The sequence below is a fragment of the Ferdinandcohnia sp. SAFN-114 genome (genome assembly GCF_059415045.1).
In genome coordinates this window covers 40,792-65,562 of the sequence record NZ_JBPFDQ010000001.1, presented here as the reverse complement: position 1 = coordinate 65,562, position 24,771 = coordinate 40,792, and the positions used below count along the sequence as shown (strand labels likewise).

Below are 24,771 nucleotides of genomic sequence, written 5' to 3'. Positions count from 1 at the left end.
GAAGGTAAGTAGGGGGGAGTAGCTTACATGGATGGCAAATTCTATCTTGTTCGTGAGGATGTACTTCCAGAAGCAGTTCGTAAAACATTGGATGCAAAGGAACTATTAGACAGTGGAGAAGCACAATCTATTGCAGAAGCAACACAGAAAGTGGACTTAAGTAGAAGTGCATATTACAAATATAAAGACACTGTATTCCCTTTTCATACGACTGTTAAGGAAAAAATCATTTCATTGTTTTTTCATCTCGAGGACCGGTCTGGTACCCTTTCTCAATTATTAAGAACTGTAGCAGATACTGGTTGTAATGTATTAACAATCCACCAAACAATTCCGCTTAGGGGAAAAGCGAATGTAACACTCTCATTAAACACATCTGGTATGCATGGTGAAGTAACTGACCTCCTAGCTAGACTTCGTAAACTTGAATTTGTAGATAAAGTTGAAATTCTTGGAACAGGAGCATAGGGGGAAAATCGATGAACATTACTAATGTCGGGTTTTTAGGACCGAATGCAACATTCACAGCACAAGCGGTTGCGGCCTTGTTTCCCGGTAAGGAAAACAAACCATATCGAACAATCCCTGCATGTATTGATGCAGTAGAAAATGGGGAAGTGGATGTGGCTGTCGTTCCAATTGAAAATACGATTGAAGGAACGGTTAATTTAACAATTGATTATCTAATTCATGTAAAACAACTTAAAATTATTGGTGAAGTGATAATTCCAATCAAACAGCATTTAATGGTGCATCCCAACAATACAAACAATTGGGAAGAAGTACAAGGCATCTATTCACACCCACATGCAATCGCGCAATGCCATAAATTTTTATATAACCATTTTCCAAATATACAGCCCATTGAAACAAGTTCAACGGGTGCAGCCGCTAAATTTGTAAGTGAGCATCCAGATCAGAATCATGCAGCTATTGCAAACTCATTTGCGGCAAAGGAATATGGTTTATCGATTGTAAAACATGACATTCATGATTTTGATAATAACCATACACGATTTGTTGTTTTACATAAAGAAATGTTAGATTTAGATTTAACTAAGAAAAATACAGGAGATAAAACAACCTTGATGGTTACATTGCCTTCCGATCAAGCCGGGGCGTTACATCAGGTATTGTCCGTTTTTGCCTGGAGAAAGTTAAATTTGTCTAAAATCGAATCAAGACCTATGAAAACTGGTCTTGGTAATTATTTATTTTTAATTGATATTGAACAAAGAATGGATGAAATTTTAATCCCAAGTGCAATTGCTGAATTAGAAGCTCTAGGGAGCGGAGTAACTGTATTAGGAAGTTATCCATATTATCGTATTTAGACTCGGCAATTCGTCGAGTCTTTAACTTTATTTAGTTGTAGTTAATTCTCCAGCGGATGATATGATCTATTTTTTGAAAGAATTTTTCAAGGAAGCTCGAAAGAAATCGGACGACAAATACTCCAAGGTGTATTTGATTTTTACAGACATTTTATGCTTGACCAGCCCTCATGCTGTACATAATTTGTGAAGCCTATGCATAAGTTGTGATGAGAAATAGTGGCAATTTGCCTATTTTGACATAGTATGTATTGACTTATGTATAGGAGGGGAAAATCGCGTGAAGATCCATATCGTTCAAAAAGGCGACACCTTATGGGAAATTGCAAAAAAATATGGGGTCGACTTCCAAGAACTAAAAGCTGTCAATACTCAGTTAAGTAATCCCGATATGATTATGCCTGGTATGAAAATTAAGGTGCCAACCGGAACTGTTCATGTAAAAAAAGAAGCTCAAATTGGTGGTGCTAAAAAAGAGGCTCAGATTAATGTAGCACCGAAAGAGGAACAGATTCAGCATCCATTTGCTGAAATTGCACCACAACCTTTTCCTGTAATGGATTTTGAAGAGGAGGTACCAGAGGTTGAAGAGGAAGTAAAGGGCGTTGAGACTGGACCATATATTCCTCAAATGCCACAAATGCCTCAGATTTTTGTGATGCCGCAGATGCCAATTGCTCAACCACAGATGCCAGTTGCACCGCCACCACAAATGCCGCAATATCAGCCACTAGAAATCGATATAAATAATTTTAATCTAATGGAAATGGGGATGCCACAAATTCCAACACCACCAACCAATATTCTACCTGGAATGATGGCGCCGGAAGAAGATTTTGGACCAGAAGAGGATTTTGAAGCAGAAATGCCGCAAATGCCACAAATGCAGCAAATGCCACAAATGCCATTACAACAGCCAGCTATGTTTAATAATTGTGTACCAATTACGCCAGTTATGCCTGGGTATGGCTTTAATTATGTACCAGGGTTTCAGGGAGGATTCCCACCACAACAAGGGCCATTTAATCCGATGGGAGGATTCCCTCGAACAGAAGGGGTAAAAGAGGAAGTAAAAGAAGAAATGCTACCTGTTCAAATGGCGCCAGTACAAATGCCACCTGTTCAAATGCAACCGCAACATCCATTTGAAATCGATATTAACAATTTTAATATTATGCAAGCACAAATGCCTCAAATGGTCGCAGGTGTAGAAGATGAATTTGAAGATGTACCTGTAATGCCACAAATGGCACCAATGCAGGCACCGCCGTTTCCAATGGGGCCATGTGTACCAGTTACTCCAGTAATGCCGGGTTACGGATTTAATGGAGGTTTCCCTGGACCTGCTGGCTTCGGACCAAATATGCCAATGCAAGTTGCACCACAAGCCGTAAGTCCAGTGATGGCTAACAATCCAGGACCAGGTTTTGCTGGACCAATGAATCCACAAATGATGCCATCACAATTTTATAATAAAAAAGATTGTGGCTGTGGTGGACCGAAACCACCATTTGCAGGACATTTCCCGCAACAAGGCTACCCAATGATGGGGCAACCAGGATTTCAAGGACAATTCCAACCACCATTTCAACCTCAGTTCCAAGGTGGTGGATTCCCGGGATATCAGGGTGCACCGTTTGGAATGAATCCAAATCAGCAAATGCCATTTAACCCTATGTTTAACATGCCAGATGTTGATGATGACTTAGACGACTAATCATAAACATATAAAGAAGGACGAATAAATCATACATTTTCGTCCTTGTATTTTTTTTAGTATTTATATAAAAGATAAATTCTAATAATGTAAAAAGAAAAACAGACTTGTCTGTCCAAGATTTAAACAACCTGCAAAAAACTAACAGAAATAATCCCCCTTTGGATAAGCCAACCTAAAGGTGAACATGTAGATATGTTCAAAAGGTCAAAGGGGGTTATTGTATTGAGGAAGATACTCTATACAGTTTCGACTGCAGCATTATTACTTGGTGGTCTAACGGCGTGTAATACAGATAATCAAGGGGCGGGTCCAAACAAGGATTATAATGATAATGCTAGACCAATCGGTTATTACTCGAATGAAAATAATCGAAATAATGAAGATGGAAATGGAAACCGTCTTCGTGACAATGATGGTCCATTAACAGAAATTATGGATCGCACAGGGAATAACAGGAATGACCGTACCGGTATTATGAACAATCGTAATGACAGAAATAATCGCACTGGCATCATGAACAACAGGAATAACGATGACAGAACCGGTATGGTAAATAACAATGATAAAACAAGAAAAAATCGTCCTGGGATCATGAATTATCGCGACGAACAACGTCGAAATGGTATCATGAATAACCGTAATGGTCGAACAGTTAACCCTTTTAATGATGGTAACCCAAATACAATTAGAGATAATGGACATGGACATTCCGATACTAACTATCACAGCCATCTCAATGACAATAACCATAGAGTACAAACATATGGATATTACAATGACAACGGAAATTTAGTTCGAAAAATTTCCGAACGTGCTTCAAAGGTAAAAAATGTTGATGATGCTCGTGTCATCGTAACAGACGATAATGTTTTAGTTGCTGTTGATACGAACGATAATTCAAATCGTAATAATGTCCAAGACGCTGTAGAAAAAGTTGTACAGCCATTAGTTGGAAAACGTAATGTCAATGTTGTGACAGATGAAGGTACTTTTACACGAGTACGTGATATCGATAATGATATACGTAACGGGAATAGACGTGAGACAATTGATGCTGACATAAAAGACCTTTTTGACAACATTGGCGATGCTATTCGTGAGCCATTCACAAATCATAATAGGGGTTAACGTAACCTGCATATTGCATATTTAATTGGGTGTCCTTTGGGACATCCTTTTTTTATGGAATATTTTTTCAAAAAACATTGGATATTCTTGTTAATAATGGTCAAACTAATTTGTGTGGGACGGTCATATACAAGTGTAAATAAGAGTTGGCAACTAATTGTAAGAGGTGATGCCAAAATGAGAATGATTGTAAAAGTAATCGTTTGTCTAACGATTGTTTTTATATTGCCTAGCTTTTCTGGAATTAATGCCGAGTTAAAAGAAGAACATAATAATTCTGTTCAAGAGGTAACCGGTCCATTAGAGGTCACTGTTATTCTTGAACGTGTTTATGTAGACGGCGAGGTAAGTGAAGAAATAATAAAAGAAACAATCCTATCAATGGAAGATTTTTGGGCACAGTATGAGGACTGGAACCTAGTCCATCAAGATGATACTCAAGTTGTTTTTCAACAACGAATAGACGATATTTCACCTTTGCTTAAAACAAATGGCTATTTTGGTATAACGGAAGATGGAATTTTATCTATCTTTAATGGAAAACCAGATGAATCAGAAAAGGTTATCCAATCATTCTTTCAGATCGACGTTGAGAAGCTTGAAAGTTATCAACATGATTTACTAAAAAAGGGAATCAAAATAGGGACTAAAGATGAGTATATTAATGTCATTGAAACCTACAAAACTTATACATCCTCCCCTTGATATAAAACATTTTTGAGAGACTAGACCCCTTCTAGTCTCTCTTTTATTTTTAGTCTTTTTTTGACGAATATGATAAAATGGGGTACAGCAAAGTAGGGGAGAGAATAAGTTTGATTGAATTTATTAAAGGGACGGTTGACTACATAAATCCGGAATATATCGTTATCGAAAATAATGGAGTGGGCTACCAAATTCTTACACCAAATCCGTTTATTTTTAAAAAAAATAATAAGGAAATTGTTTATACATATCAGCATGTAAGAGAAGATATATTAGCACTTTATGGCTTTAAGACACGTGAAGAGCGTGCTTTATTTTTGAAACTCTTAAATGTTACAGGGATTGGTCCAAAGGGAGGACTCGCGATTTTGGCTTCGGGGGAACCAGAACAAGTCATTCGTGCGATTGAAAACGAGGATGAGAAATTCCTTGTCAAGTTTCCAGGTGTAGGGAAAAAGACAGCTCGACAAATTATATTAGATCTTAAAGGAAAGCTCCATGACCTTATGCCAACGCTCCATCCCGATTTGTTTAGTGAAGATCATGAATTTGTGGATAATACGAGTCACACAGAAATTGATGAAGCAGTTGAAGCGCTTAAGGTGTTAGGTTATGCGGAGAGAGAAATCAATAAAGTGTTGCCAGAGCTAAGAAAAGAAAAGCTCTCAACGGATCAATATATTAAAAAGGCTTTACAAAAGCTATTAAAATAAGGAGGATGCTTGGATGGAGGACAGAATCGTTTCAGGTAGTGCCAATTACGAAGAGTCAGCAATCGAGCAAAGCCTCAGACCACAAACCTTAGCTCAATATATTGGTCAAGAAAAGGTAAAATCAAATTTATCGATATTTATTGAAGCAGCTAAAATGAGACAAGAAACCCTGGACCATGTATTATTATATGGACCTCCAGGACTTGGAAAAACAACGCTAGCTACGATTATCGCAAATGAAATGGGTGTAAATATACGGACAACCTCAGGGCCAGCTATAGAAAGGCCTGGGGATTTAGCGGCTATTTTGACAGCACTTGAACCTGGTGATGTCCTTTTTATTGACGAAATTCATCGCCTTCAAAGGTCCATCGAGGAGGTTTTATATCCTGCGATGGAGGATTTCTGTTTGGATATCGTGATTGGTAAGGGAGCGGGGGCACGTTCTGTTCGACTTGACTTACCCCCCTTTACTTTAGTTGGAGCAACAACACGTGCTGGCTCATTATCTGCACCTCTTAGGGATCGATTTGGGGTGCTGAGTCGACTTGAATATTACACTGAAAATCAATTAGCTGGTATTGTAACAAGAACAGCTGAATTGTTGGAAGTAGAAATTGATGGACAAGCAGCCAAAGAAATTGCGAGACGATCAAGAGGGACTCCAAGGATTGCGAACCGTTTACTAAGACGAGTAAGAGACTTCGCACAGGTACGTGGCAATGGTACCATTACAACACAAATGGCAGATATTGCTCTAGAATTGCTACAGGTTGACCGTTTAGGTCTTGATCATATTGACCATAAATTACTTAGAGGAATCATTGAGAAATTTCGAGGTGGTCCGGTTGGTCTCGAGACGATTGCTGCAACGATCGGCGAGGAGGCGCATACGATTGAAGATGTATATGAGCCTTACCTTCTGCAAATTGGTTTCTTGCAACGAACCCCGCGTGGTCGAATTGTAACTGAACAAGTATATCGACATTTTCAAATTGAGGTTCCAAAGGAGTAATACCTAATCATATACGCCTTGGCGTATATGCGCCCGATTTTTTTCGAGCTCGCTCGAAAAATTACCTTTGAAAAATTGTGGCATCCGCCGGAGGCTTTTTAACTTTATTCAATTAAGTTTTTATCCTACACGAAAATTGATTTTACAAATAGATGCCTTCGTTCCAATACCTTATAAGGAGTGAATAAAGTTAAAATGGGTAAAATGCTAATGATAATGGGGATTCTACTATTAGTAGTCGGTTTTATTATGCATTTTATAGGAAAACTGCCTGGGGATATTGTAGTGAAAAAAGGAAATACCACATTTTATTTTCCAATCGTTACATCTATTGTAATTAGTATTGTATTATCATTAATTTTTTACGTATTTGGTAAGTTTCGTTAGAAAGTCAGTAGAAATTAGGTGGAAATATGAAAGTAGAATTATTTGATTTTGATTTACCGGAGGAATTAATTGCACAAACACCGCTGGAAAATCGAGAAGCTTCGCGCTTAATGGTAGTGGACAAAGAGACAGGGGCAATTACTCATACTCATTTTCGTTCAATCCTATCTTATCTAAATAAAGGAGATTGCCTAGTCTTAAACGATACACGTGTGTTGCCAGCAAGACTTTATGGGGTAAAAGAGGACACGGGTGCAAAAGTAGAAGTACTCCTTTTAAAACAAAAAGACGGTGATAATTGGGAGACTCTTGTAAAGCCTGCAAAACGTGTGAAAGAAGGTACTGTGTTAACCTTTGGTGATGGGCGATTAAAAGCAACGTGTACGTCAATCGGTGATCACGGTGGAAGAATGTTGAACTTTCATTATGAAGGTATATTTTATGAAGTTTTGGAAGCCTTAGGCGAGATGCCATTGCCCCCTTATATTCATGAGCAATTGGATGACAAAGAACGATATCAAACAGTGTATGCAAAACATCGTGGTTCAGCAGCAGCGCCTACAGCTGGGCTGCATTTTACAGAAGAACTTTTACAGCAAATCCGTGATCAGGGAGTACATACAGCTTTTATTACCTTGCATGTTGGGTTAGGAACATTTCGTCCCGTCAGCGCAGACACAATTGAAGATCATGATATGCATTCTGAATTTTATCAAATGACAGAGGAAACTGCTAATTTACTAAATGAGGTAAAAAGAAATGGCGGTAAAATCATTTCTGTGGGAACTACCTCAACTAGAACCCTTGAAACGATTGTGAAAAACAATGGCAAATTCGTTGAATCAAGCGGTTGGACGAATATATTTATATACCCAGGATATCAGTATGAGGCAATTGATGGTCTTATAACAAACTTCCATCTTCCAAAGTCAACACTGATTATGCTTGTAAGTGCACTGGCCGGACGCGAGAATATACTTCATGCGTATAACGAAGCAGTAAAAGAACGGTATCGATTCTTTAGCTTCGGAGATGCAATGCTAATTAAGTAAGACACAGTCCAAATTTGATATTTCGGGTGGTGAGTTATCACACCCACGATAAAGGAGACATATAAGTGACAGCAATAAGATACGAACATATTAAGACTTGTAAGCAAACAGGTGCGAGACTAGGAATTGTACATACCCCGCACGGTTCTTTTGAAACACCTGCTTTCATGCCAGTGGGAACACTTGCAACGGTAAAGACAATGTCACCAGAAGACCTTAAGGAGATGGGTGCTGGTATTATTCTAAGTAATACCTACCATCTATGGTTAAGACCAGGCCATGAAATCATCAAAGAAGCGGGTGGCTTGCATAAATTCATGAACTGGGATCGAGCAATTCTCACTGATTCGGGAGGATTTCAGGTATTTAGTTTAAGTGAATTTAGAGAAATTAAAGAAGAAGGCGTTCATTTCCGTAATCATTTAAATGGAGATAAGTTATTTTTGTCACCAGAAAAAGCAATGGAGATACAAAATGCACTTGGCTCAGATATTATGATGGCATTTGATGAGTGTCCACCATATCCAGCTAGCTTTGAATATATGAAGAAATCTGTTGAACGTACCAGTCGTTGGGCTGAAAGATGCATACAGGCACATAGTCGCCCACATGACCAGGGACTATTTGGTATTGTTCAGGGAGGGGAATATGAGGAACTTCGTAAACTAAGTGCAAGGGATTTAGTATCCCTAGACTTCCCAGGCTATGCTGTAGGTGGCTTATCTGTTGGTGAGCCTAAAGACGTTATGAACAGGGTACTCGAGTTTACAACACCACTTTTACCAACGAATAAGCCTAGATATTTAATGGGTGTTGGTTCGCCGGATTCCTTGATCGATGGAGCAATTCGTGGCATTGATATGTTTGACTGTGTACTACCAACTAGAATTGCTAGGAATGGAACGCTTATGACTAGCGAAGGAAGATTAGTTGTTAAAAACGCGGAGTATGCACGTGATTTTGGACCGTTGGACGAAAATTGCGATTGTTATACATGCAAAAATTATAGCCGTGCTTATATTAGACACTTAATAAAAACAAGTGAAACATTCGGAATAAGACTTACTACTTATCATAATCTTCATTTTCTGTTAAAATTAATGGAGCAAGTCCGTCAAGCGATTCGCGAAGATCGTCTTGGAGACTTCCGTGAAGAATTTTTTGAGCGATATGGTTTTAATAAGCCGAACGCGAAAAACTTCTAACTAAAGAAAAAATGAAAAAAAAAGATAGAGTCGGGAGGTGAAATAAATGGAAGGTATTTTAGGAACAGTTGGTCCTTTGATTCTAATGTTTGCGATTTTCTATTTCTTGTTAATTCGTCCACAACAAAAGCGTCAAAAAGCTACTCTTAATATGCAATCTAACCTGCAAAAAGGGGATAAGGTTGTAACTGTAGGCGGTTTACACGGAACAGTTGATGCAATTGACGAAAACAAGATTATTATTAAATCTGGAAATGCAAATCTTACATATGACAGACAAGCAGTACGTGATGTCATCAAGGACTAATTTTTCATAAAAAAAAGAGCGACTCGGGCGCTCTTTTTTGTTTTTCTATTAAGCATCTCTTCTTGAAGGAGTGGTCATATTTACACCGAAAATTCCACCAATTACAGCTGCCGCTAAAAAACCAACATGATACATTGTTTGTTCCGCAGTGAATGTAGCATCATACCCTAAGAATTGAACAATGAATACAATGATAGAATATAAAATACCTGTGCCTCCACCAATGAGCCAACCTTTTTCCTTTCCTTTTCCACCTGAAACAAAACCACCGATGAAAAGAGCAAGGAAGGAAGCCCCTAAAATCACCCAGGACATTGAAGATTCCTGAAGTGAAGTAAATCGAAGTAATAGTGAGATTAGTAAACTAGATACAATAACAATTAAAAAAATTGCTACCACACCATAAACCATTGCAACTCCCATTTTCCTCATATCGATTCTCTCCCCCTCAAATGTATACAGATAACCCTTAGTACGAGCATATTCACTATCACAATGAATTAGAATAAAAAGTACAAACTTTTCTTGTCCATTTAACATATCAGGAAAAATTCGAATAATGTTTTAAGAGAATTTGAGCACACTAAGTTGCAGTATGTGTTTTATATATTAGGGATCCATTTGAGAGGGGGGACTTTCATTGGAAGAATACCTCATCATTGTAGGGAGGACTATTTTACTTTATGTTATCTTGTTAACAATTTTTCGGTTAATGGGTAAACGGGAAATTGGGGAACTCAGTCTTATCGATTTAGTCGTTTTTATGATGATTGCAGAGATGGCTGTTATCGGTATCGAGAGTACTAGAGACCCAATACTCCATTCACTAATACCAATGATTTTACTAATGGGGATACAATACTTACTAGCCCTGCTGTCGTTAAAAAGTAAAAAACTTAGAGAACTCATCGATGGACGTCCTACAGTTATTGTGAATAGGGGTAAAATTGATGAACATGCTATGAGACAGCAACGATATAATCATGATGATCTTATGATGCAACTACGTGAAAAAAACATAAAAAATTTAGCTGATGTGGAATTTGCTATACTTGAGTCATCAGGAGAATTGTCCGTGTTGGAAAAAAGTAATAATGAACCTTCTGATTTCTCAGACTATACAATTGATTTACCAGTCGTTCTTGATGGAGAAATACAAGTGGAACATTTAACACAAATTAATAAGACAGAATTTTGGCTCCGATCTGAGTTGAAGAAATTAGGTTATAGTGATATTAAGAAAATTTCTATTTGTAATTATCATCATGGAAAACTGCATGTAGATATAAAAGATGAAAAAAGGTAACCACGGTCGGGTTACCTTCTGGCTTAGTAATTACAAAAGTGCTGCAAGCTTTGGTCCAATAAACGGAATTCTCTTAACTTCCTCTTTTGTTAAAAGCTTAAATACAAATAATAAAACAATATAAATGAATGATGTAACACCAATTGCTGACAGTGTTCTCATAGCAAGGGAACCATCCGTTAAACAGAATTGATAAAAGTAATGACCACCTATTCCTGCTAGAACCATGGTTATACCACTCTTTATATAGTCCTTAACATAAAAACTATAGGAAATCACTTTTACAATTGTTGAAAAGTGCAGCAAGGTTACAAGCATCATTCCAATGACAATAGCAAGAGCTGCCCCCATAATCCCAAGGGAAGGTCTTGTTGCTAGAATAAAAATTGCGCCAGTTTTTATAAAATTACCGATAAAACTATTAATCATTGCAGCTTTGGCTAAATCAAGAGCCTGCAAGGTTGCTTGAAGTGGACCTTGGAAGTAATAAAAGATAAAAAACGGAGCCATTACTTTTATATAAATGGCTGAATTACTATTCCCATACATTAGCTCCATTACTGGTGAAGCAAACACATATAAAACAACAATTGCTAAGCCACCTGAAACAAGAGATAATCGTAACGCCTGTTTGAGACGATATTCAATTAATAATGTTTGCTTTTTTGCTGCTGCTTCACTTATAGAAGGCACAAGTGCCGTAGAAAGTGAAGTCGTAATAAATGAAGGAAGCATAAGTAGTGGTAATGCAAAACCGGTTAACTCCCCGTATTGTCTGGTCGCGATATGTGTTACGACGCCTGCAATGGCTAAGCTTTGGGCAACGACAATCGGTTCAAAAAACCAAGAAATCGATCCAATCATTCTACTGCCTAATGTTGGAACCGCAATTCGTGTCAAATCATTGAAAGTTTCCTTTCCGTGCTTAGCTGATTTAAAAAAGTTATGCCGGATTCGGATTCGTTTTTTCAGTTTGAACATAAAGAATAAATAAATGAGTGACATTAATTCTCCCACAACGGCAGAAAGCATTGCACCTGCTGCAGCGTATTCAATCCCCATTGGTAAAAACGCATTCGTAAATACATACACTAAGGTAATTCTGACGACTTGTTCAATTACCTGTGAATAGGCAGGTGGCTTCATATTTTGACGACCTTGAAAATAACCACGGAGAACAGAAGATATCGCTACGATTGGGACAATCGGTGATATTGCTAACAAAGGATAATATGTCCTTTCATCGGTTAGAAGCGTCTCAGATAATAATGGTGCAAGAAAAATCATCATAGGTGTAAAAATAATACTTAATGTCCCAGTAATGGATAGGGAAACAACCAAGATTTTTTTAATTTTTCTTCTATCACCCTGTGCCTCTGCTTCAGCTACTAATTTCGATATGGCCACTGGAAGTCCCATCTGGGTTAATGTAATGGTGAGGACAAATGTAGGGATTGCCATCATATACAGCCCCACACCTTCTTCACCAATAAGACGGGCGACAACAATTCTATTAATAAACCCCAATATTCTAGTAATGAGACCTGCAATAATTAATATTAACGTACCTTTAAGGAATGTTTGCTTTGACAATTCATTTTCCCTACCTTCTCAAAAAAGGTGATATCATTTACAATTAACTATATGCTAAGTAGGTGGCCAAGCATGACAAGTATTGTTAACTATATTCAGTAGAGGTCAAAACTTATACTGAATATAGTTAAAGCCTCCGGCGGATGCCACAGATTTTGAAAGGAATCTTTTCGAGCAAGCTCGAAAAAATCTAGGCACAAATACGCCAAGGCGCATTTGATTAGTTAGTTGAAAAATGGGAGAGATGATGAGTGAGTCAATCAGAGAATCACATGTATGACAAGTATCGTGAAACAGTTCGTCCATTTTTAAAGAGCAAGCTGGAAGAATTCGTACTTTATGGATACGACAGCGTTAAAGAGGAAGAACTGTGGGAGTTCATGAAAAGTAAAACATGGAGAAAAGAAAGAGAAGAAAAGCAATTGCACCAAATTGTCAGTGATATTCTCGGAGTAAAAGTTGGAGATTATATGAACTATGCAACTGTAGAGGCTTTTAAAGCACCGAATTGGTTTGAAGGTGAAGGAAAAGCCGCTTTAGAAAAATTACTATAATTCATAGAACCTTAAATTATTTAGATGTAGTATTAATATTCACAAAAGCTGTAATTGACATCAAAATCGCATTGTTTCATAATTGTGATGGAGGGCTTAAAGGACAGGCTAGGTTTTTTACTAGAATAGAATTGTCAAGCTCTTGGCTCCATCGGCCAGTGGACATAAGCCAATCGCTTTTGAAGGCAAGTGCGCCTTCTGCAAGCGCTCGTCTTATGCTTGTAACCGATAGGCAGGGCACCTTTCGCTTTTCTTATATAAAGGAGGATATACATACTTATGGTTAAAAAAGGCCGCATTGTGGTGTTTTTTGTATTGGTGCTTCTCTTTGGAGCATTAATCGGAGTAACCGGTACAGATACCGCAAAAAATATTAAATTAGGACTCGATCTTCAAGGTGGTTTTGAAATCCTTTATGAGGTACAACCTGCTAAGAAAGGCGATGTAATTGATAGGGAAGCCTTAGTAAGTACGGTGAATGCCTTAAATAACCGTGTAAACGTACTAGGGGTAAATGAACCAAATATTCAAATTGAAGGTAAGGATCGCATTCGTGTGCAATTAGCGGGTGTTGAAGACCAACAAAAGGTTCGTGACATCCTATCTACACAAGCTAAACTAACATTCAGAGATGTAAACGATAACGTTTTACTTGACGGCTCACAACTAGCGCAAAATGGTGCTAGTCAGGCGTTCGACCAAATGGGAAAACCAGCCGTTTCTCTAACCGTTAAAAATTCAGATGACCTAAAAAATGCTACACAAAAAGTTCTTGACCAAGCTCCAAACAATTTAATGGTGATATGGTTGGATTTTGAAGAAGGTGTGGATTCCTTTGAGGCTGAAAGTAAGAAGCCAAATCCAAAGTACCTTTCTGCAGCATCTGTTAATGAAGTATTCAATAGAAAGACGGTCTCAATAGAAGGAGGCAGCTTTACAGTTGAATCGGCAAAAGAACTCGCTTCATTGTTAAATGCTGGGGCACTACCTGTTGATTTAGAAGAAATCTATTCCACATCTGTTGGAGCAAAATTTGGTGAGCAAGCTCTAGATAAAACTGTTTTCGCAGGGGCAATTGGTATATTCTTAGTGCTATTATTTATGCTTATTTTTTACCGATTCCCTGGACTGATTGCTGCTATTACATTAAGTATCTTTGTTTATTTAAACTTATTAGTATTTGATTGGATGAATGCAGTTCTTACACTACCAGGCATTGCGGCCTTAATCCTTGGAGTAGGTATGGCCGTCGATGCAAATATTATTACCTATGAAAGAATAAAGGAAGAAATTAAGTCCGGAAAGTCTATCTTATCTGCGTATCGGTCAGGAAGTAAAAACTCATTCCTAACAATCTTTGATGCAAACATTACAACTCTTTTAGCAGGTGTAGTACTATTTATTTTTGGGACAAGTGCTGTAAAAGGCTTTGCTACTATGTTAATCGTTAGTATTTTGCTAAGCTTTATAACTGCTGTATATGGTAGCAGATTATTACTTGGACTATGGGTAAATAGTAAATTTCTAAATAAGAAACCAAGCTGGTTTGGCGTTAAACAAAGTGACATTCGAAACCTAGCCGATGCCGATGAGGAAGGAAATTATCCAACTCGATTTGATCGTTTTGATTTTGCGAAACAAAAAAATAAATTCTTTATAGCATCTGGTATAATGGTTATCTTGGGCATAGCAGTATTGGTAATCTTTAGGCTTAATCTCGGAATTGATTTTGTTGCTGGTACCCGTATGGAAGTGCTCGCTGACCACCCAATCTCTCAAGAAGAGTTCACAGATGAACTTAGTAAGCTTGATCTAGAGGCTAAGGAAATCTTGATTTCAGGAGATAATAGTGATATTGGTGTGGCTCGTTTTGCAGATGAGCTATCTAAAGATAAAGTAAACGAACTAAAAGCTCATTTCCATGACCTGTATGGGGCAGACCCTAACGTTAGCACAGTCTCTCCAACAGTTGGAAAAGAATTAGCTAGAAATGCCTTTATCGCAAGCTTAATTGCGATGGCGGGTATTATTATCTATGTTGCATTCCGATTTGAGTGGTTAATGGGGCTTGCAGCAATTGTTGCACTATTCCACGATGCTCTCTTTATGATTGTTATCTTTAGTGTTACACGACTTGAAGTAGATGTAACATTTATCGCTGCTATTTTAACCATTATTGGTTACTCAATTAATGATACAATTGTTACGTTCGATAGAATTCGTGAACTTTATAAGAAGAAAAAGCGTGTTAAAACATATGAAGATCTTGCAAGTATTGTAAATAATGGATTAAGACAAACATTAGGACGTTCCGTTAATACTGCTATAACTGTTATCTTCACAAGTGTTGCTTTATTATTATTAGGTGGACAGGCAATTACCAATTTTTCTTTCGCCTTAACAATTGGTTTAGTAGCTGGTATGTATTCATCTATTTTCATTGCAGCACAATTATGGTTAGTATGGAAGACAAAGCAAATTACTAAAAAACGTCCAGCACAGTCTGAATCAAAACAACAGGTATAACATATTAGTAAAAGTCGTGATTTTTCACGACTTTTTATTTTCTCTTTGAATATGGATACACTAAAAAGCATGGCGTATGCGCAGATGAAAAAAGCGCATTTTTGTTCTCAAACTTACATGGGAAGGATGAGGATTTTTTGAAAGAGAACGATCGTTTTAAACAAGCAGAAAAAGCCATAATTATCGGTGTAGTGGGGAATATCATTCTAGCGATTATAAAATGGGTGATTGGGGTACAATCCAATAGTCGTGCGCTGATTGCAGACGCGGTCCATTCTGCATCTGATGTGGCAGGGTCTGTTGCAGTTTTCGTTGGGGTCCGTGCTGCTAAAAGGCCACCAGATGAAGATCATCCATATGGTCATGGTAAAGCAGAGTCTGTTTCGGCCATCATTGTTGCTGTACTACTGGCACTAGTCGGATTTGAAATCGGAAAAGCATCAATTGAGGCTTTTTTTAAGCCTATCGATGTTCCAAAGACGATGGCTATTTATGCTGTCCTATTCTCCATCATCATTAAAGAAATCATGTTTCGCTATAAATATAATCTCGGAAAAAAAATTAAGAGCGATGCACTAATAATTAATGCATATGATGACCGATCTGACGTCTTTGCTTCCATTGCTACGCTTGTGGGCATTGTGGGAGCTATTCTTGGTGGCTATTTAGGAATTGACTGGCTTGTTTATGCTGACCCGGTTGCGGGGTTAGTTGTTGCTGTTTTAATTGTAAAAATGGCCTGGGAATTTGGAACGGAAGCAATACACAATACATTAGATCATGTGTTACATGATGAAGATACAACTGAATATAGAGAATTGGTTCTGTCCGTTCCAGAAGTAAAAAAAATTACGGAACTCCATGCTCGCGAGCATGGACATTATGTTATTGTTGATTTGAAAATTTCTGTCGATCCTTACATGACTGTTGAAGATGGACATAAGGTTGGGAAAAAGGTAAAAGCAAAACTGATGGAATATGCAGAGGTCCAGAACGTTTTTATTCATATCAATCCATACTCTGATGATGACTGAAAATGGAAACCTACTATATAAAAAATGTCAATCGTTGTAACACGCCCAAAGCTTCGATATAATAGTATGGTTAAGGGGTGAAACTTTTGTTACAATCTAAAACTCGTTGGAAAGTAAATGATTACAACCAGGCTAACGCAAATCTACTAGTTAATGAACTGCAAGTTACACCTCTAGTAGCATCCCTACTAGTGAATAGAGGAATTACAACCGTTCAGGAAGCACGTGAATTTTTAGAACCAGATTTACTTGAGTTCCACGATCCATTTTTATTGGACCAAATGGATACGGCTATTGACAGAATTACTAAGGCCATTAAAAATGGGGAACAGATTTTAGTGTTTGGTGATTATGATGCGGACGGTGTGAGCAGTACGACCGTCATGGTTACTGCTTTAAAAGAAAAAGGTGCCAATGTTGAATTTTATATTCCTAATCGATTCACGGAAGGTTATGGCCCAAATGAAACAGCTTTTCGTTGGGCAAAATCGGAAGGAATCTCACTTATTATTACTGTAGATACAGGTATTTCTGCGCTTCATGAAGCAGAGGTTGCAAAAGAATTAGGTATTGACTTAATCATTACGGATCACCACGAGGTTGGTCCCGTGTTACCCGTAGCAACAGCGATTATCCATCCGAAAAAGCCGAATAGCCAGTATCCGTTTAAGGAATTGGCAGGAGTTGGGGTAGCATTTAAAGTAGCTCATGCTTTACGAGGAGAGGTCCCTACAGATTTATTAGATGTAGCAGTTATTGGAACAATTGCTGATTTAGTTCCATTAACTGGGGAGAATCGACTCCTTGCAAAAAAGGGAATAAGGGCGTTACAAAATACAAAGCGGCCAGGTTTAAGAGCATTATTAAAAAAAGCCAAGATCGAATCTAGTGACATTTCTGAAGAAACAGTTGGATTTGCAATCGGTCCACGCATAAACGCGGTAGGTCGATTGCAATCTGCAGATCCTGCAGTTGATTTATTATTAACAAATGATTTAGAAGAAGCAGCATATATAGCCGATGAAATCGATGAACTGAACAAAGAAAGGCAGCAATTAGTCAATCAAATGACTCAAGAGGCCATTCAAGAAGTAGAGGAAAACTTTCCACCTTCTTCACATTCAGTATTAGTCATTGCAAGGGAAGGCTGGAATCCTGGGGTGATCGGAATTGTTGCTTCTAGATTAGTTGACCGTTTCTACCGGCCAACAATTGTCTTAAGTATTGATTCTGAAAAAGGTCTGGCAAAAGGCTCAGCAAGAAGTATTGAAGGTTTTAATCTATACGAGAATCTATCAACATGTCGTGATATTTTACCGCATTTTGGTGGGCATCCAATGGCAGCTGGAATGACACTGCAAGTAGAAGATGTGGCCGACTTAAGAAATCGTCTTAATACAATTGCAGATAAGGTCCTAACACCAGAAGACTTTCAACCTATCACAGCTGTAGATGCTGTTTGCCATATACAAGATGTTTCGATTGAAACTATACTAGAGTTGAACAAATTAGCACCATTTGGAATGGGAAACCCAAAACCCACTGTGCAAATCAATGATGTTGAAATCAATTCGCTTCGAAGAATTGGGTCTGATCAAAGTCATTTAAAAATTGTGCTTCAGGAAGACCAAATAGCTTTAGATGGAGTTGGATTTGGATTAGGACATGCTGTTGACGGAATCTCACCGCTATCGAAGGTTTCCGTTATAGGAGAATTATCTATTAATGAATGGAATAATAATAGAAAGCCTCAAATTATGTTACAGGATATAGCTGTTCATGAGTGGCAATTATTTGATATTCGTGGGATGCGTGATTTTTTATCCTATTTAGAAAAAATCAAAGATGATAAACTCCGATTAGTTTCATTTGCTCAGGAAACTATTCAAAAACTTGGTCTGTCTAATTACGACGTAACGGTAATTTCCTCCTTTGAAGAGGCGACAGAGCTGCAACTAGATTCAAAGCATGTTGTACTTCTTGACTTGCCAGAAGATGATGAATTGATAAAAGTACTGTTTGATACTAGTTTTCCAAATCGGATTTATACATTATTTTTCCATGAGCAGGATCATTTTTTCAGTACAATCCCGACTCGGGAACATTTTAAATGGTTTTATGCATTTCTGGCAAAAAAAGGTCCGTTTGATATGAATCGCTATGCGCACGAGTTAGCAAAATATAGAGGATGGTCAACGGAAACAATTGATTTTATGTCACAGGTGTTTTTTGAATTAGATTTTGTTAAAATAGACAATGGATTTATTTCATTATCAAATCAAGCTAAGAAAAGGGATTTGACTGAATCGAGAACATACCAATTAAAAGCAAAACGAATTGAATTGGAAAAGCAATTATTGTATTCATCATATCAACAATTAAAGCAATGGTTTGATGCAATAAATAAAGGTTCGCATTCGCTTGAGGAGGCAATTAATTAATGGATTTAAAAAAGTATATTGAAATTGTTGACGATTATCCAAAGCCAGGAATTAAATTTAAGGATATTACTCCTTTAATGAATGACGGTGAAGCGTATAAATATGCTACAGACCTAATTGTGAAATATGCTAGGGAAAAAGAAATTGACCTTGTTGTTGGACCAGAGGCTCGTGGTTTCATTATTGGGTGTCCAGTCGCTTATTCACATGGTGTAGGATTTGCTCCTGTTAGAAAAGAAGGAAAACTACCTAGAGATGTAATTAAAGTGGATTATGGCCTTGAGTACGGTAAAGATGTTTTAACAATCCATAAAGATGCTATTAAACCGGGTCAACGTGTATTAATCACAGATGACTTATTAGCTACTGGTGGAACAATCGAAGCAACAATTAAACTTGTAGAACAGCTTGGTGGTATTGTTGCAGGAATCGCATTCCTTATCGAACTTACTTACCTAGATGGTCGTGACAAGCTCGATGGTTATGATGTATTAACCCTTATGCAGTATTAAGATGTAAATTGAAAAGCGCTCAGATTGAGTGCTTTTTTTAATAGAATCCTTTCTACAACCCGTAGGTAAAGAATTTTTAGACTTTATAGTTTATATTTATGTTATTTCCCTTTACATCTATCAAGATTTTCAAGATAATAGAAACAATAATCTTTTTAATTCTATATTTTAAAAATGATTCAAAGAGACTATATTTGAATCTTCAATTTATAAAAAGGTGATAAAATCCATGGCAAACGAACAGGTCTTAACTCCTGAGCAAGTGATAGAAAAGGCAAGAAAATATTTGAATAATAAGGATCTGGAATTTATTGAACGAGCTTATAAATTTGCTGAAGAAGCTCATCGCGAGCAGTTTCGCAAATCTGGTGAACCGTACATCATTCACCCCGTTCAAGTGGCAGGCATTTTAGTTGATCTTGAGATGGATCCTTCAACAATTGCGGGTGGTTTTCTACACGATGTAGTGGAAGACACGAATGTAACGCTTCAAGAAATTAGTGATGCATTTACTCCGGAAGTAGCGATGCTTGTCGATGGAGTCACAAAGTTAGGAAAAATTAAATACAAATCTCAGGAAGAACAACAGGCTGAAAATCATCGTAAAATGTTTGTTGCAATGGCTCAGGACATTCGTGTTATTTTAATCAAGCTAGCTGACCGATTGCACAACATGCGTACTTTAAAGCATCTCCCACCAGAAAAACAGCGCAGGATTTCCAATGAGACGCTTGAAATTTTTGCTCCATTAGCACATCGACTTGGGATATCTAAAATTAAATGGGAGCTTGAAGATACAGCTTTAAGATATTTAAATCCACAGCAATACTATCGGATTGTTAACCTGATGAAAAAGAAACGTGCGGAACGCGAGGAGTATCTCGAGGAAGTCATTAAAGATGTTAAAGAACATGTTGATGAGGTTTCGATCAAAGCTGATATTTCAGGCCGACCTAAACATATCTATAGCATTTATCGGAAAATGGTTCTCCAAAATAAACAATTTAATGAGATTTATGATCTACTTGCAGTAAGAATCGTTGTAAATAGCATTAAAGATTGTTATGCAGTCTTAGGAATCATCCATACTTGCTGGAAGCCGATGCCAGGAAGATTCAAAGATTATATTGCGATGCCTAAGCCAAATATGTATCAATCCTTACACACTACAGTAATTGGTCCGAAGGGTGACCCACTGGAAGTTCAAATTCGAACTGTTGAGATGCACCAAATTGCCGAATACGGGATTGCAGCGCATTGGGCATATAAAGAAGGGAAACAGGTCAACACACAATCGTCATTTGAGGAAAAATTAACATGGTTCCGTGAAATATTAGAATGGCAAAATGATGCGTCAAATGCCGAAGAATTTATGGAGTCCTTAAAAATTGATTTGTTTTCTGACATGGTTTTCGTCTTTACACCTAAAGGTGATGTCATAGAATTACCATCTGGTTCTGTTCCGATTGACTTTGCATACCGCATTCACTCGGAAATTGGTAATAAAACAATTGGTGCAAAAATAAATGGAAAAATGGTGACCTTAGATTATCAGTTGAAAACAGGGGATATCATTGAGATACTAACTTCGAAGCATTCCTATGGCCCAAGCCAGGACTGGATTAAACTCGCCCAAACATCCCAAGCTAAAAATAAGATTCGTCAGTTCTTCAAAAAGCAACGTCGTGAAGAGAATATTGAAAAAGGGAAAGAGCTTGTTGAAAAAGAAATTCGCAACTTGGAATTTGAAGTAAAGGATATTTTAACACCTGATAATATAAAAAGGGTTGCTGAGAAATTTAATTTTTCAAATGAAGAGGATATGTATGCAGCGATTGGATATAACGGCATTACTGCAGCTCAAATTGCAAATCGATTGACTGATAAATTGAGAAAACAGCGTGACTTAGAACAAGTTATTGAAACCGTATCTGAGGTTAAACAAGTTTCATCTCGTTCGAAAAGACGTGATTCGGGCGTACAGGTTCAAGGGATTGATAACTTACTAATCCGCCTCTCAAAATGTTGTAATCCGGTACCTGGAGATGAAATTGTTGGATTCATTACTAAAGGTAGAGGTGTATCCGTACATCGTGCAGATTGTCAAAATGTTCATACTGAGGATGCTCAGCAGCGACTCATTGAGGTTGAATGGGAAAGTAATATAAATGATCGTAAAGAATTTAATGTTGAAATTGAGTTAAACGGATTTGATCGTCGTGGATTATTAAATGAGGTTCTTCAGGCTGTTAATGAAACAAAGACGAATATTTCAGCTGTTTCCGGAAGATCCGACCGTAATAAAGTAGCTACAATCAACATGTCGATTTCCATACAAAATGTAAGTCATCTTCATAAAGTTGTAGAACGGATTAAGCAAATTCGTGATATTTATTCAGTTCGACGTGTCATGAGTTAGGAGATAAGTTGTCATGAAAGTTGTTGTACAACGTGCAAAAAACGCGAGTGTAGTGGTTCAAAATGAAGTAGTCGGAGCCATTAAAAATGGTTTAATGCTTTTAGTTGGAATTACACATACCGATACATTGGAAGATATTAAATATGTAGCAGACAAGATTGTGAACCTTCGTATTTTTGAAGATGATGAAGGGAAAATGAATCAATCACTGCTTGATGTTAAAGGAGATATTCTTTCAGTATCTCAATTCACGTTATACGGGGATTGCCGAAAGGGAAGGCGTCCAAACTTTATGGACGCTGCTAAACCTGAATTTGCAGAAAAAATGTATGACCTTTTTAATGCAGAAATTCGTGAAAAAGGTGTACATGTTGAAACAGGTTCATTTGGAGCAATGATGGATGTTCAATTCACAAATGTTGGACCAGTTACTTTAATCATTGAGAGTAAATAAAAAATGCCTCAAAAGCGATTTGCTTTTGGGGCATTTTTGTTGAAAAATTATTTTCCCTTAAAATATTGAGCTAGTCCATAATAGACTCCATTCGAAACATTTTCTTGGAACGTATTTGTGTTAACTGTATATTCTTCAGTCGGATTACTGAGAAATCCTAATTCTAATAAAACAGATGGATTAAGGTTCTCACGTAACACTTGATAATTACCTAGACGGTGTTCTCTGTTTTTAAATCCTGTATTCTTGACTAACTCTTTTTGAATGTTAGAAGCGAGTCCAACATCGCTGTTTTTATAATAATAGGATGTAACGCCACGAACATTTCGATCATAAATGCTATCATAATGGATACTTACAAAAGCATCTGCACTTCGATAATGTGAAATACTCACTCTTGAGCGAAGACTGACATAATTATCGCTATTTCGTGTCAGAACTACATTTGCACCTGATGCACTTAATTTATCAAATACCATTCTTGCTGTACGTAGATTTAGTGTTTTCTCATAAGTACCACTTACTCCAATGGCTCCACTATCATTTCCGCCATGACCAGGATCAATCACGATAGTTTTTCCCTTTAAATATTGATTAACACCAGGTCTTTCTACAATTTGGTTTGATCCACTAAAGGAAACGAGCCAACCTGCAACATATCCAATTTTATTGCCGGGAAGGTTGATTTTATACCAGTCACCCTCCTTTGCTACCATTGCAAAGGAATCCCCTTCATTCGCACGAGCAACCACTGAAGTTGAAGTAGATGAACCTGAACGAATATTTGTTCCATTGTAAAGAATCTTTACAGTAGATTCAGAGTTGTTTGGGGTTTCACGTTGTGAATCCAACTGAACGTCAAGATACCAACTAGCGACCCATCCTTTATTCCCATTTGGCAACGTAATATGGCTCCAATTATTTACTTCTTCATGAATAGTGACTTTATTCCCCTGCTTCAAACTGCCAATGATTCTCCCTGAAAGGGAGCCACTATCTCGCACATTTAAGCTGGATGCTGTCACTTTTCCAATTTTTCCTTGATTTGTTGGACTTTGTGGAGGTGCAGCAGGCTGAGATGGTTTTTCTCCTGAAGAAGAAATGCCTGCAACAAAATCCCTATGTATCCAAGCAGAGCCACTGCTAAATTTAATTTCTAACCATTTTTCTCTTTCATTAGTAATCGTAACAGTAGCATTTTGCTTTAACTTTCCTACAATTCTTCCTTGCGAATTAGGTTGATCGCGTACATTTAAGATTGAAGCTGTAACAGTTCCTGTTTTCTTTGATGTACCAGAATTTGAATTTGGTTTTGAATTCGTAGAACCAGATGTTTGCTTTGTTGTTAAGAATTGTGAGGAAACCCAGCCAATATGTCCTTTATAAGAGATTTTTGACCAATTATCATTTGCTTCAATAAAACCAGCTTCATTTCCCTTGTTTAACGATCCGATCACTTGGAATCCTGTTCCTGGACCGCTACGAAATCTAAGTCCATCTACAGTTGAAACAACGGTGGACGAAGTACCGGATTGGGTAGAATTAGTTTGAGTTTCTTTAATAAGCCAAGAAGCTACCCAGCCTGTTTTTCCAGTAGAAAGTTGTAACTTTACCCAATCATTTTTTCTTTCGATGATGGTAAATTTCTCTCCTTGTTTGACCTGTGCAGTTCTTGAGTAGGAGAGTCCGGGGCCGTCCCTCACGTTTAGTATGGTGGTGTCAATAATTGCGATTTGTTCAGCTTTTGTAAGATTTCCCGGGTTGGTTGTAACTGAAAAAATAATCGCGAGTAGGAACGCTAGTCCTATTTTAAAAATCTTGTGTAACACGTAAAAGCCTCCTTGAGTAAAAAGCATAGCTTTATAAAGATTCGCTAAAAATAAAAAAATTCCTGTTTAAAAGAAATAATTTCTTAAAAAAGGGAAAGATACGTAATATCTTACCATGAAAAAGGGGCGAAAAGGATGAGATTTAGCGAAAAAAGCAACAATGTACAAAATACAGGAGGAAATCTATTCGGGGTTGATTTCCACGACTTTATTCAGAAGGAACAATCATCAACCTATGTGGAATTAGCTAGTGAATTTGGTGTTTCAGTTAAAGATGTACGAAACTTAAAAAAACAATTACATCGTTCCTAAAATAACCTTTTTGTTCTAAAAAAAATAAAAAATTGAATCATAAACTTGACATGTATCGAGTTCATACGTATGATAATATAAAATTCTACAAAAAAATATGATATTATGAACCAGTGATGGGGAAAAGTAAATAGGACTACACATGAATAGAGAGGGAATGTCATAGGCTGCAAGCATTCCTACATGATGACTTATTGAACGAACACCTCTTAGGTTTCTCTCTGA

The 24,771-nt window shown here is 37.4% G+C and carries 23 protein-coding genes and 1 other annotated feature (1 of these 24 only partly in view); of the genes, 20 read left to right on the top strand and 3 right to left on the bottom strand.

The genetic code is table 11. From position 1 onward, the window contains the following. Nucleotides 1-27 precede the first annotated feature (27 nt). The 11 genes from thrR (at nucleotide 28) to yajC (ending at nucleotide 9,566) form a co-directional block, all read left to right on the top strand. Nucleotides 28-468 (top strand): transcriptional regulator ThrR, encoded by a 441-nt coding sequence (gene thrR, locus ACR65M_RS00320; RefSeq protein WP_099362046.1) that lies wholly within the window; start codon nucleotides 28-30, stop codon nucleotides 466-468. A gap of 11 nt (nucleotides 469-479) precedes the next feature. Then, entirely contained in the window at nucleotides 480-1,334 is an 855-nt protein-coding gene (pheA, locus tag ACR65M_RS00315; protein ID WP_440272241.1) for a prephenate dehydratase, read from the top strand. Between the two features lie 280 nt (nucleotides 1,335-1,614). After that, nucleotides 1,615-3,051: a SafA/ExsA family spore coat assembly protein gene (safA, locus tag ACR65M_RS00310; protein WP_440272240.1), complete on the top strand. Its 1,437-nt coding sequence runs from the start codon at nucleotides 1,615-1,617 to the stop codon at nucleotides 3,049-3,051. Between the two features lie 225 nt (nucleotides 3,052-3,276). Further along, on the top strand, nucleotides 3,277-4,182 hold the full coding sequence (locus ACR65M_RS00305; protein ID WP_440272239.1) for a YhcN/YlaJ family sporulation lipoprotein: 906 nt from the start codon (nucleotides 3,277-3,279) through the stop codon (nucleotides 4,180-4,182). 177 nt (nucleotides 4,183-4,359) lie between these two features. After that, on the top strand, nucleotides 4,360-4,887 hold the full coding sequence (locus tag ACR65M_RS00300) for a BofC C-terminal domain-containing protein (protein ID WP_341330755.1): 528 nt from the start codon (nucleotides 4,360-4,362) through the stop codon (nucleotides 4,885-4,887). A gap of 110 nt (nucleotides 4,888-4,997) precedes the next feature. Next, nucleotides 4,998-5,600, top strand: a complete 603-nt coding sequence (gene ruvA / locus ACR65M_RS00295) for a Holliday junction branch migration protein RuvA (RefSeq protein ID WP_121447727.1) — start codon at nucleotides 4,998-5,000, stop codon at nucleotides 5,598-5,600. A 13-nt stretch (nucleotides 5,601-5,613) separates the two neighbouring features. Further along, nucleotides 5,614-6,615, top strand: coding sequence for a Holliday junction branch migration DNA helicase RuvB (ruvB, locus tag ACR65M_RS00290; protein ID WP_341330756.1), 1,002 nt, complete (start codon nucleotides 5,614-5,616; stop codon nucleotides 6,613-6,615). A 195-nt stretch (nucleotides 6,616-6,810) separates the two neighbouring features. Continuing rightward, a complete protein-coding gene (locus tag ACR65M_RS00285) occupies nucleotides 6,811-7,002 on the top strand; it encodes a DUF2905 domain-containing protein (protein ID WP_099352136.1) in 192 nt (63 codons plus the stop codon). Nucleotides 7,003-7,028: 26 nt separating this feature from the next. Continuing rightward, nucleotides 7,029-8,054, top strand: a complete 1,026-nt coding sequence (queA, locus tag ACR65M_RS00280) for a tRNA preQ1(34) S-adenosylmethionine ribosyltransferase-isomerase QueA (RefSeq protein WP_440272238.1) — start codon at nucleotides 7,029-7,031, stop codon at nucleotides 8,052-8,054. 65 nt (nucleotides 8,055-8,119) lie between these two features. Then, nucleotides 8,120-9,259 (top strand): tRNA guanosine(34) transglycosylase Tgt, encoded by a 1,140-nt coding sequence (gene tgt / locus ACR65M_RS00275; RefSeq protein WP_121447730.1) that lies wholly within the window; start codon nucleotides 8,120-8,122, stop codon nucleotides 9,257-9,259. 46 nt (nucleotides 9,260-9,305) lie between these two features. Next, entirely contained in the window at nucleotides 9,306-9,566 is a 261-nt protein-coding gene (yajC, locus tag ACR65M_RS00270; protein ID WP_099352139.1) for a preprotein translocase subunit YajC, read from the top strand. A gap of 48 nt (nucleotides 9,567-9,614) precedes the next feature. Here the strand turns inward: yajC and ACR65M_RS00265 are convergent, their stop codons facing one another. Beyond that, the gene (locus ACR65M_RS00265) at nucleotides 9,615-9,998 is read right to left on the bottom strand and encodes a TIGR04086 family membrane protein (RefSeq protein WP_121447731.1); all 384 of its coding nucleotides are present in this window, start codon (nucleotides 9,996-9,998) and stop codon (nucleotides 9,615-9,617) included. 208 nt (nucleotides 9,999-10,206) lie between these two features. Between ACR65M_RS00265 and ACR65M_RS00260 the strand changes: the two genes are divergently transcribed. Beyond that, nucleotides 10,207-10,872, top strand: coding sequence for a DUF421 domain-containing protein (locus tag ACR65M_RS00260; protein ID WP_440272237.1), 666 nt, complete (start codon nucleotides 10,207-10,209; stop codon nucleotides 10,870-10,872). Nucleotides 10,873-10,902: 30 nt separating this feature from the next. On the opposite strand, the gene spoVB is transcribed toward ACR65M_RS00260, so the two are convergent. After that, complete coding sequence (gene spoVB / locus ACR65M_RS00255) at nucleotides 10,903-12,465, bottom strand: stage V sporulation protein B (RefSeq protein WP_440272236.1); 1,563 nt, start codon at nucleotides 12,463-12,465, stop codon at nucleotides 10,903-10,905. 272 nt (nucleotides 12,466-12,737) lie between these two features. On the opposite strand from spoVB, the gene ACR65M_RS00250 reads away from it, so the two are divergent. From ACR65M_RS00250 to dtd, 7 genes are all read left to right on the top strand, one after another. Beyond that, nucleotides 12,738-13,019 carry a post-transcriptional regulator gene (locus ACR65M_RS00250; protein WP_341333516.1) on the top strand — a complete coding sequence of 94 codons (282 nt, stop codon included), beginning with the start codon at nucleotides 12,738-12,740 and terminating at the stop codon, nucleotides 13,017-13,019. 279 nt (nucleotides 13,020-13,298) lie between these two features. After that, a complete protein-coding gene (secDF, locus tag ACR65M_RS00245; protein ID WP_440272235.1) occupies nucleotides 13,299-15,545 on the top strand; it encodes a protein translocase subunit SecDF in 2,247 nt (748 codons plus the stop codon). Between the two features lie 137 nt (nucleotides 15,546-15,682). Continuing rightward, a complete protein-coding gene (locus tag ACR65M_RS00240; protein ID WP_341330760.1) occupies nucleotides 15,683-16,579 on the top strand; it encodes a cation diffusion facilitator family transporter in 897 nt (298 codons plus the stop codon). Between the two features lie 86 nt (nucleotides 16,580-16,665). Beyond that, nucleotides 16,666-19,020 (top strand): single-stranded-DNA-specific exonuclease RecJ, encoded by a 2,355-nt coding sequence (gene recJ / locus ACR65M_RS00235; protein WP_440272234.1) that lies wholly within the window; start codon nucleotides 16,666-16,668, stop codon nucleotides 19,018-19,020. Beyond that, nucleotides 19,020-19,532: an adenine phosphoribosyltransferase gene (locus tag ACR65M_RS00230; RefSeq protein WP_121447738.1), complete on the top strand. Its 513-nt coding sequence runs from the start codon at nucleotides 19,020-19,022 to the stop codon at nucleotides 19,530-19,532. The genes recJ and ACR65M_RS00230 overlap by 1 nt, the downstream gene beginning before the upstream one ends. A 229-nt stretch (nucleotides 19,533-19,761) precedes the next feature. Further along, the gene (locus tag ACR65M_RS00225) at nucleotides 19,762-21,951 is read left to right on the top strand and encodes a RelA/SpoT family protein (protein ID WP_440272233.1); all 2,190 of its coding nucleotides are present in this window, start codon (nucleotides 19,762-19,764) and stop codon (nucleotides 21,949-21,951) included. 13 nt (nucleotides 21,952-21,964) lie between these two features. Continuing rightward, nucleotides 21,965-22,405 (top strand): D-aminoacyl-tRNA deacylase, encoded by a 441-nt coding sequence (gene dtd / locus ACR65M_RS00220; RefSeq protein WP_440272232.1) that lies wholly within the window; start codon nucleotides 21,965-21,967, stop codon nucleotides 22,403-22,405. A 47-nt stretch (nucleotides 22,406-22,452) separates the two neighbouring features. Here dtd and ACR65M_RS00215 read toward each other — a convergent pair whose 3' ends face one another. Beyond that, nucleotides 22,453-24,234, bottom strand: coding sequence for an N-acetylmuramoyl-L-alanine amidase family protein (locus tag ACR65M_RS00215; protein ID WP_440272231.1), 1,782 nt, complete (start codon nucleotides 24,232-24,234; stop codon nucleotides 22,453-22,455). Between the two features lie 135 nt (nucleotides 24,235-24,369). On the opposite strand from ACR65M_RS00215, the gene ACR65M_RS00210 reads away from it, so the two are divergent. After that, nucleotides 24,370-24,546: a hypothetical protein gene (locus tag ACR65M_RS00210; protein ID WP_010678249.1), complete on the top strand. Its 177-nt coding sequence runs from the start codon at nucleotides 24,370-24,372 to the stop codon at nucleotides 24,544-24,546. A gap of 104 nt (nucleotides 24,547-24,650) precedes the next feature. Then, nucleotides 24,651-24,771 (top strand) — a binding site (T-box leader) (it continues 235 nt past the right edge of the window).